Here is an 8,853-nt window from a genome sequence, read left to right on the forward strand (position 1 = left end):
CGGTGGAATTCTTCCCGTTCGGCCTCTACTCCGACGCCGGCTCCTTGACATGCGGCTGGCCGCGCCGCTGATCGCCGGCAACGACCTGTCGAAGATGGACGCCGAGACGCTGCGCATCCTCACCAACAAGGATGTCATCGCCGCCGACCAGGATCCACTGGGCAAGCAAGGCCACCRCACACTGAAGGAAGGCGATCTTGAGGTCTCGGTGCGTCCGCTGTCTGGCGGTGAGCACGCGGTGGTGCTGTTCAACCGCGGCAAGACGCCGGCCAACATGAAGGTGGTTTGGGACCTGCTCCAGTTGCCCATCGACCAGAAGGCCGACGTGAAGGACCTGTGGAGCAAGAAGGTCACGAAGAACGTCAGCGGCAGCTATGGCGGCAAGGTCGCGCCTCACGGCGTGATCATGGTGCGCATCATGCCGCTGCGCTGACGGCAGGCACATGCGCTGACGACGGGCAGACCATGATCGCCGTTGCCCATGACGCCGAGCATCGCCAAGCCGGCGCATTGAAACGCAGGACGGGCCCAGCGACTTCGGGTCGCTGACCCATGACGACGCCATCCATGCTCAGACTCGCATTCACCCCGCTGCTCGGCGCACTCATGCCGTCGGGAGGCACTTCGGCCGCGCCCGAAGCGCCTCCCGCGAAGCCGCGCCTCGTCGTCCTCACCGACATCGCGTGCGGGCCTCGGTAATGGCACTGTGATCCGCTGGAGGACACGCCTGGTTCGAGCCCGCGCGAGTCGTTGCGCGCCTCAAGGCTGATGGGCGTGCGCGAAGCAGGTCTTCATCCGCATTCGCAACGACATCCCCGCACTTACCGAACCTTGGCACCCATGCTTTGCACGACCACCCAGCGGCCGTCGCGCTTTTTCAGGATGTCCGCATAGACGAGTTCCATATAGATCTCCCGACCGTCGACGAATCTCTTCTCGGCCACGTTGCCCTGAGCAATGGCGACTTCACCGAAGACCTGTACATCGATCGGCCGCAGCTCGAACCACGTAAGCCTCTTCTTGCCCGTCTTGACGTCGTTCAGGAGCATTCGCTTGGTTGATACGCCGCCCGATGATCCGACCGACACCCAGTCATCACCAAAAATTTGGTCAATCTTGTCGATGTCGAGTGCCACCATCGCATCCCCCATCTCTTTCCCTAGCTGCCTGATTTCCTCGACGGCCGCCTGCGTCGAAGGAGGAACCGGTGTGTCAGCCAGGGCAGCGACCGTGAGCGACCAGAATGAAAGAATCAAAGCCATCGATCGTTTCATATTGCCATCTCCGTTTGGTTGTGTGAGATCTCCCCGCGTGCCTCTCGAGGGCCCGGGCCCGTGCGCAGCGACTTGAGTCAGTCTAGGCAGTCCGCAGGGACGAGGCCAGACCGCTCCCTGCATGCCGGCCGCCGTTCGCTGCAGAACGCGTGGAGGCTAATTGCGCCTAAGGTATCGTCGCCGGCATGCTCTCCTTGGGACGGTATGCAGCCTCGAGCCGTTGGCGCTGGATCGCCGCAGCCTGGACGGCCGGCGCGCTGTTCGACGCGTGTCAAACCGTGGCGATCATGCGCCTGGAAGGCAGAACGCATCCCTGGGCGCCGTTGTTCTTGATCGAACTGGCCCTGTGGTTGCCATGGGCGTTGGCGACGCCACTCGTCGTCCAGCTGGCCTTGCGCTACCCGCTCATTCGCAGAGCCAGCGTAGGCACCGTCACGCTGCATCTGGCAACGTTCGCCATCATCAGCACGATCACTGAATGCTGGTATGCGTGGCTCCAGACGATCTTCAATCCGTGGGGCAACAAGCGCTGGCCGACGTTCGGGGAAACGTGGAGCACGTCGCTTGTCTACCAGCTATTGACGTTCACCATCGCCTACACGCTGATATTGACTGTGACCTATCTGGTGGACGCGAAGGACCGCATCACCAAGCAGGTGACAGAAGCTGCCCGAATCAATGAAGAGCTGACCAGAGCGCAGCTGGAGGCGTTGCGAAGACAGCTCGAGCCGCACTTCATGTACAACACGCTCAACACGATCGCTGGCCTTGTTCGCGACCGACGCAACGACGCGGCGGTGAACATGGTCGTGGGACTGAGTGAATTCCTGCGTCGCGCATCGGAAGATTCGCACAGGGCGCAAGTGACGTTGGCGGAGGAAGTGGACTACCTGCAGCGTTACGTCGACATCCAGAAGCTTCGGTTCGGCGAGCGCCTTGTCGTAAACATGGAACTCCCGAACGAACTGCTCGGCGCCAAGGTGCCGAACCTGCTGTTGCAGCCCCTCGTCGAGAACGCCATCAAGCACGGCATTTGCAAACGAGTGAGCGGCGGCTGCATTCGCATCGTCGGCGAGGACCGGCAAGGGATGCTGCGGCTGACCGTGTCAAACGACGGCCCCTTCACGCAGGAAGATTTCGCTGCAACGGGCACCGGCGTGGGCCTCAGGAACTTGCGGGCACGCTTGCGGATTCTTCACGGCGAGCGGTCCGGCCTGACGCTCCAACCCGCCGGCGAGGATGGCGTCGAAGTCGTCGTCACGCTTCCCCTGCAGATGTCCTGAATGGCGGCGCTGCGGATCCTGGTGGTCGACGACGAGGCGATCGCCCGGCGTAACCTTGTGATCTTGCTGAGTGCCGATCCAGATGTGGCAGCCGTCGTTGAATGCGACTCTGGTCAAGCGGCCGTTGCCGAGATGCGGCGCGCAAGACCTGACGTTCTCTTTCTTGACGTCCACATGCCCGAGTGCGATGGCTTCGATGTGCTCGAACTGATGGGCTCGGACATGCCCGCGGCCGTCATCTTCGTCACGGCGTACGACGAATACGCGCTGCGCGCGTTCGATGCAGGCGCGCTGGACTATTTGCTCAAGCCATTCGACGACGCGCGATTTCACCGCGCGTTGCAGCGAGCCAAGTTTCGGATCGCGCAAGAGCCGACGGCGGGCCGCCCGCCATTGACTCAACTCGTAGTGAAGAACCGGGGCAAGACCTTGTTCTTGAACACGGCAGACGTGGACTGGATCGAGGCGGCCGACTACTACGCATGCTTGCACGTAGGCAATGCGACGCACATCTTGCGCCGCAGCCTGCACGCTCTGGAACGAGAGCTGGACGCAAAGACCTTTGTTCGTATCCACCGGTCCATCATCGTCAATCGCGAGAGGGTTCGCGGTCTAGAGCTTCACAGCAGCGGGGAGCACGAGGTGGTTCTTCAATCGGGCGTTCGGCTGTCAATGAGCCGCAGGTTTCGAAAGAATTTCACCGATCGAATATGACTTCACGAAGCGCCCTTCACTCCTCCAAAGCGACCACCAGCACAGCCTTGGCAGGCACCTTGATCGACAGCTTGCCGTCCGCGACACGCGCGCTGAACGCCGCCGGCTTGACGACCTGCGGATTCTGGAACGTGTTGTGCGCGTCCATCGCGGCCGAGGTCAGCACCTTGCCGGCCGCACCCTTGACCTTCGTGCCGGCGACGTCGACGGCGACATCGACCGCCTTGGACGGATCGGTGTTGACCAGCGCCAGGTACACCTTGCCGTCCTTGGCGCGCGCCGCCGTAGCGCTCACGCCCGGAATGGTTGTTGCGCCCAGCGTGTAGCTGGTGTTGTCCTTGATGGCCAGCGGCAGCGACTTGGCATCCTGGAACGGCGCATACATCTGGAACGCGTAGTAGGTCGGCGTCAGGACCATCTTCTCCTTGTCCGTCAGGACCATCGCCTGCAGCACGTTGACCATCTGGGCGATGGTGGTCAGAGTGACCCGCTCCGCATGCTCGTGGAAGATGTGGAAGTTGAGTGCCGCCACCAGCGCGTCGCGCAGGGAGTTCTGCTGGAACAGCGCGCTTCGGGCGCCTGCTTCGTCATACCAGGTGCCCCACTCGTCGACCATCAGTCCGATCTTCTTCTGGGGATCGTTCTTGTCCAGGATGGCCACGTGATCCTTGACGAGCTGATCCATCTTCAAGGTATTGGCCAGGGTCGAGATCCACTCGCCTTCCTTGAAGCCGAGGTCCTTGCCCTTGACGTCCCAGTTGCCGGTCGGGACGGTGTACTGGTGRACGGTGATGCCGATCGTGCGGCCCTTCAGTTCCTTGCTCAGGACCTGGGTCCASGCGGTGTCGAAGCCGCTGCCGCCGCTGGCGATCATCTTCGGCCGCGACTTCTCKGRCSCCCACAGGAAATGCTCGTAATTGCTGTACAGGCTSGCGTAGTACTCGGGCTTCATGTTGCCGCCRCARCCCCACARCTCATTGCCGACACCGAAGAAGGCGACCTTGAACGGCTTCTCGCGCCCGTTCTGAGCGCGCAGCCTSGCCAGCGGCGAGCCGCCTTCCGCAGTCATGTACTGGACCCAGTCGGCCATCTCCTGCACGCTGCCGGWMCCGACGTTGCCGTTGACGTAGGCGTCGGCGCCCATCATCTCGATSAGGTCGAAGAACTCATGGGTGCCGACGGCGTTGATCTCTTCGACGTGGGTGCCCCAGACGTTGCTCGGTCGCTTGTCCTGCGGGCCAATGCCGTCGCGCCAGTGGTAGGTGTCGGCGAAGCAGCCGCCCGGCCAGCGCACCAGCGGCACATGCAGGTCCTTGAGCGCGCCGACGACGTCATTGCGCCAGCCTCGGGTGTTCGGGATGTTCGACTTCGTGCCGACCCACATGCCTTCGTAGACGCCGGTGCCGAGGTGTTCGGCGAACTGGCCGTACACATACTTGCTGATGACCGGGCCGGGCTTGCCGGCGTCGATGTTGATGCTGACCTCGTTGGCGGCAAAAGCCGGGGCCGCGATCAGGCCGAGAACGGCAAGGCTGTGTTTGATTGTTTTCATATAGGGTCTCAAGACAGCTGCAAAGCCGCCATGTGTTTGATCGCAATGAATCCCGCTGATTCTTCGGCAGCGCCATGCGCGGACCGCCTTGTTCAGTTATTTCGAGAATTGCCAGTAATCGAACTTGAACAGTTCTTCGCCGGCCGCACCGCGGAATACGAAGAAGAGATCCTGGACGCCGGAGGCTCCGGAGATCTGGGCCAACTGCTGCTTCCATTCGCCGCCGGTTCCTGACACCGGCAGAGTGCCGATCAACTGGCCGTCGAGCTTGCCCAGACGAATCTCGATCTTTGCCCCGCTGGGTTCCTTCGCCTCGGCCGTGCTGGCGAGGCTGGCCATGAAGGCGCGCGCGCCGGTCACGCCGAAATCGACATTTCGCACCTGGATATAGGCGCCGTCATGGATGTCGCGCACATTCTGGCCACCGGCGCTGCTGGGCTCGATCTTGACACCGGAAGACCAGGCGATGGTCTCGGCTTCAACTCGCTTGTAGGGATCGAGGGTGGCGACCGGCGCCGGCCCTTCCTTGGTTGGCTGCACCATCGGGACCGAGCCATCGGGGTTGAACTTCAACTCGTCGACGCACACGGAACGTTTGAAGCCGTCGCCTCCCGGAAGAGCGGCGTTGTGATAGAAAAGGTAGGTCTTGCCCTTGTAATCGACCACGCCCGGGTGGTTGGTAAAAGCGCTTTGCGGAGACATGACGGCGCCGCCGTAGGTCCACGGGCCTTCGGCTGTGGGGCCGGTGGCGTAGCCGAGATGCTCAGGGATGGGACCGGCGGCAAAAAACAGGTAATTGAGATTCTTGCGCCTATAGAGCCAAGGACCCTCTTCGTAGGATGTGCCGCGCAAAGCAGGCTTCGGCTTCGTGACGCCTACTGTGTCCGGAGGGTTGCGCTCGCCCAAGGCCTTGACGGTCATCGGATGGCCAATGATGCCCTTCTCCCCGACGCTGGTGTCGTAGGAAATCATGTCCTTGTTCAGTTTCACTGACCACAGATTGGGATTGCCCCAGGCGAGATAGGCCTGACCCTTGTCGTCGATGAAAACGGTCGGATCGATGCTGTCGTACAGGCCGCCGGCGTGGCCGGCGATCAGCGGCTTTTTGATCGGGTCGATATAGGGGCCCAGGGGGTTATCGGCCACCAGCACGCCAATGCCACGGCCTTGCACCGGGCCATAGAGATACCACTTGCCATCGCGCTCAATCACTTGAGGGGCCCAGGCACCGTTGTCATAGCCGTCCCAGCCGGAGTTCTCCTTGGAGGCCCAAGGAAAATCTCGCAGGGAGGCGACCGCGCCGTGCTGAGTCCAGTTCACCATGTCCGTCGTCGTGGCGAGCACCCAATTCTTCATATTGAAGTTGTTGGCCTCCCCGACGTCTTCGTCGTGGCTAGAAAACAGGTAGAGCGTGCCCTTATGGACCATGGGGGCCGGATCGGCCGTRTACATCGTTTGAATAACCGGGTTGCGCGCGAATGACGTTGCGGGCAGCAAGACCAGCACGGACGAGAGAACGACTGCGGAGAAGGCTGTTTTTTTCATGAGCGGCGGAAAATGAGAGAAGGCGGAGAAATAAAGTTGCGCCGTCCTAGCGCCCGTCTTGCGTCCCTTGCCCGACCCGGTAGTAGTCAAAGTCCACGCGGCCGCCGGCAATCTTGGTCGAGTAATAGAAGAGGCCGTAGCGGTAACCCATGAAGTGCGGGAAGGTGTAGGCCAGGCGCGAAGGACGACCGATGGGGGTCCACGATTTGCCGTCTAGGCTGTAGGAGAACCGGGCAACTTCAGGCGCGGGCTCAAATTCGCAGTCGACCCGAAGGTGAACGGTCTTGCCGGAGAGGGGAATGGAGGYGATCTCTTCGGGCTTGTCGGTTTCGGCGCTCACCATGACGAGAGATCGGGCGCCGTCGCTCATCTTGACGCCCACGAAACCGTATTGCCTTTGAAACGCGGCCAGGCCGGCCCAGTCGCCGTCTTTCATGCCGCTCACGTCGATGCTGGTGGTGGCGGAACTGCGCGGCCCGAAGGTGCGCTGAGTGAGGGTGTTCCGGGCCTCGAGCAGAGTTGCGACGTTCCGGCTGGTGGTCAAGCTCAGGTGGCCCGGGCGCTTCGTGAGCGACCAGTCACGCGGCTCGGGGTTGTGATTCCATTGCCAGGCCAGGGGCAGGTCGGGGTCGCCGGGCTGGCGGTCAAATTCGTCGGAGGCGACGATGCCGGAGGCGCCGGAGACGCCTTGCGCGCCGGCGGGGATGTCGAGCGTCATCGGCACCTTGCCGTCCTTGCCAAGCACCGGCCAGCCGTCCTTCCAGGTCACTGGCACGAGGTAAGGGATGCGACCGACGGCGCCGTTGTCCTTGAAGAGATAGGCGTACCACTTGCCTTCCGGCGTGTCGATGAGGCCGCCCTGGGCGATACCACGGTCATCGAGGGCGATGCGACTCTCGTAGGGGCCGTCGAGGGTGTCGGCGCGGCTGACGATGACGGTGCGCGCCCAGCGGCTCCCCGGCGAGGCGATGTTGACGAGGTAGTAGCGGCCGTTGATCTTGGAAATCTGCGAGCCCTCCCCACACAGCCCGCCCTGGTCGGCGCCGAAGACGGCGTTGACGTGTTCGATGATGGCCTTGTTCACGCCGCCCGGCTTGGTGCCGGTGAGATCGGGTTTCAGCTCGGTGAGCATGATGCGATTGCAGCCCCAGACCATGTAGACGCGACCGTCGTCGTCGAAGAACAGGCTGTGGTCATTCATCAAGGGCTCGAAGCTCGTCTCCTTCCACGGGCCGCGTTCCGGATCGCGCGTGGTGTAGACGTGGGTGCGTCCTCCGGTGGTGGCGGCGAACGTCGAGGCATAGAACATGCCGTCGTGGTAGCGCAGGCTGCTGGCCCAGGAGCCTGCACCGTAGGCGTTCTTGCCGTTCTCGAGACGGAAGGCTTCGTTGTCGGCAAGGTTCTGATGGGCGTAGGAGGCCATGCTCCAGTTGACCAGGTCGGTCGACTTCATGATCGGCAGGCCCGGGCTCATGTGCATCGTCGTGCTGCTCATGTAGTAGGTCTTGCCCACACGGATGACGGCGATGTCCGGGACGTCGGCCCAGATCAGCGGGTTGTGGGCAGGCGCTGCCTGTGCAGCCTCTGCCGCCTGAACAGTGTGGGATCCGACGGAGAGAAGGAGGGCCATCAGGAGGGGAAAAATCGGCCGGCACAGGCCGTCAGGGTGTTTGTTCATGTTTTGTCTCTGGAGTAGTTTTTGCGAGCCAACTCATTGGTCGCAGGACCCCATGAGCTCAAGACGAGCCAGGGATCAGCCCAGCATCTTGAGCAGCATGCGATGGTGCTGCGGCATGCGCGCCACCGAGGCTTCGATGGCTTTGCGACGCTGGTCCAGCGCCTGCATGGCCCGCTCCGGCGAAATCTCCGCGAAGACCGGATCGTTGCGCTCCGGCCAGTGCTCCATGCCGGCGTGGATGGCGAGCCAGCTGGTGGCGTCGAACCCTTCCTCGTCGTATTCGTGCAGCACGCCATAGCGACGCCACAGCTCCATCCGGAAGGCCAGGGTCTCGGGCAGCTCCATTGATGACACGTGCCGCCACAGCTCGCTGTCGCGGCGGCGGGTCAGGCAGTAGTGCAGGATGATGAAGTCGCGGATGCGCGCGAAGCGGCGTGCCGCGCCGTCGTTGAACAGGGCCCGGTCGTTCTCGTCCACCGGCCGGCCGGCCGTCAGCAGGGTCATGAGGCGGCTGATGCCGTCCTGGATCAGGTAGATGCTGGTGGATTCCAGCGGCTCCAGGAAGCCGGAGGACAGGCCGATGGCGACGACGTTGTGCACCCAGAAGCGTTCGCGGTGGCCGGTCGTGAAGCGCAGCAGCCGCGGCTCGCCGAGCGGCTTGCCGTCAAGCCGGGCCAGCAGTTGTTCACGCGCACGGTCGGCGTCGATGAAGCGGCTTGAGAAGACGTGGCCATGACCGGTGCGGTTCTGCAGCGGGATGCGCCACGCCCAGCCCCCTTCCAGCGCCGTGGCCTGGGTGTACGGGGC

General features: G+C 62.8%; 8 protein-coding genes. 3 read left to right on the forward strand and 5 right to left on the reverse strand.

What is annotated here, in order from left to right:
* The first annotated feature begins 49 nt into the window (after nt 1-49).
* Nucleotides 50-433, forward strand: coding sequence for a hypothetical protein (locus ACXJKJ_RS18140; protein WP_457391421.1), 384 nt, complete (start codon nt 50-52; stop codon nt 431-433).
* Between the two features lie 388 nt (nt 434-821).
* Here the strand turns inward: ACXJKJ_RS18140 and ACXJKJ_RS18145 are convergent, their stop codons facing one another.
* The gene (locus ACXJKJ_RS18145) at nt 822-1,274 is read right to left on the reverse strand and encodes a nuclear transport factor 2 family protein (protein WP_457391423.1); all 453 of its coding nucleotides are present in this window, start codon (nt 1,272-1,274) and stop codon (nt 822-824) included.
* A 185-nt stretch (nt 1,275-1,459) separates the two neighbouring features.
* On the opposite strand from ACXJKJ_RS18145, the gene ACXJKJ_RS18150 reads away from it, so the two are divergent.
* Nucleotides 1,460-2,557, forward strand: a complete 1,098-nt coding sequence (locus ACXJKJ_RS18150) for a sensor histidine kinase (RefSeq protein ID WP_457391425.1) — start codon at nt 1,460-1,462, stop codon at nt 2,555-2,557.
* The gene (locus tag ACXJKJ_RS18155) at nt 2,558-3,271 is read left to right on the forward strand and encodes a LytR/AlgR family response regulator transcription factor (protein WP_457391427.1); all 714 of its coding nucleotides are present in this window, start codon (nt 2,558-2,560) and stop codon (nt 3,269-3,271) included.
* A gap of 16 nt (nt 3,272-3,287) precedes the next feature.
* On the opposite strand, the gene ACXJKJ_RS18160 is transcribed toward ACXJKJ_RS18155, so the two are convergent.
* From ACXJKJ_RS18160 to ACXJKJ_RS18175, 4 genes are all read right to left on the reverse strand, one after another.
* Nucleotides 3,288-4,823, reverse strand: coding sequence for an alpha-N-arabinofuranosidase (locus tag ACXJKJ_RS18160; protein WP_457391428.1), 1,536 nt, complete (start codon nt 4,821-4,823; stop codon nt 3,288-3,290).
* Nucleotides 4,824-4,919: 96 nt separating this feature from the next.
* Nucleotides 4,920-6,368, reverse strand: a complete 1,449-nt coding sequence (locus ACXJKJ_RS18165) for a glycoside hydrolase family 43 protein (RefSeq protein ID WP_457325551.1) — start codon at nt 6,366-6,368, stop codon at nt 4,920-4,922.
* Nucleotides 6,369-6,414: 46 nt separating this feature from the next.
* A complete protein-coding gene (locus ACXJKJ_RS18170; protein ID WP_457391430.1) occupies nt 6,415-8,046 on the reverse strand; it encodes a glycoside hydrolase family 43 protein in 1,632 nt (543 codons plus the stop codon).
* A gap of 75 nt (nt 8,047-8,121) precedes the next feature.
* Nucleotides 8,122-8,853, reverse strand: a 732-nt coding sequence (locus ACXJKJ_RS18175; RefSeq protein ID WP_457391431.1) for a tryptophan 7-halogenase, incomplete at its 5' end; no start/stop codon positions are given.

Source organism: Roseateles sp. P5_E1, from assembly GCF_054049335.1.

Coding starts and splice junctions, on each gene's coding strand:
- ACXJKJ_RS18150 (WP_457391425.1), top strand. CDS start 1,460: ATGCTCTCCTTGGGACGGTATGCAGCCTCGAGCCGTTGGCGCTGGATC.
- ACXJKJ_RS18155 (WP_457391427.1), top strand. CDS start 2,558: ATGGCGGCGCTGCGGATCCTGGTGGTCGACGACGAGGCGATCGCCCGG.
- ACXJKJ_RS18145 (WP_457391423.1), bottom strand. CDS start 1,274: ATGAAACGATCGATGGCTTTGATTCTTTCATTCTGGTCGCTCACGGTC.